Genomic DNA, 722 nt, shown 5'->3' on the forward strand with positions numbered 1-722 from the left:
CTGCGATGAAGACGATACTCGTTGGGGCTGTAAGAACGATCCGACGATGGGCAAGAAAGATAATCCGAACCCGCGTCTGCGTAAGGCCGATATTCGTACCGGTCAGCGTTGGCACCTGAACGATAACGGTGACGGGGACACGGAGTATTCGTTGCACCGCGACTGGCCTGACATGTAAACCAGCTGACCCAATATATAGATAACCGCAGCAGGCGGCCCCGAATGTTTGAACATTCAGGGCCGCCTGCTTTTATGTGTCTAAAATTTCGACCATAGGTTAGTGTCTTTGGTCGTAGTTAAAAGCCATGGTCGAAGACACTAAACCATGGCACAAATTCTGCAGGGGCGACGCCTCCCACACAGGTAAAGATTCGGTCATGACTTAGCAATTTCAGTCATGACTTAGCGTCTTTGGCGGTGGTTAAAACCCCAGCCCAAAGTCACTAACCCATTACCGAAAAACCTAAACCACAACCGGCTCCCGCCCACCTGGCGCATCCGGGGCCGCCTGCTTTTTAGACAGAGGTTTTCGATAGGTTAGTGTCTTCACCGTGGGTCTTTAACCCGCATTAAAGTCACTAACCTATCGAAAATCCATGAACCCGGTGCGCCCTCCATCTGCATCGGGTGGGGGCGCGAATATAACCCCCGCAGACACGCAGAAGCCACATGTGTTTCGAGAAGCCACGATATTGGTGGCTTTTCGAAACACATGTGGCTTC

The sequence above is a fragment of the Rothia sp. HMSC062F03 genome, from assembly GCF_001836905.1.
GTDB lineage: Bacteria > Actinomycetota > Actinomycetes > Actinomycetales > Micrococcaceae > Rothia > Rothia mucilaginosa_A.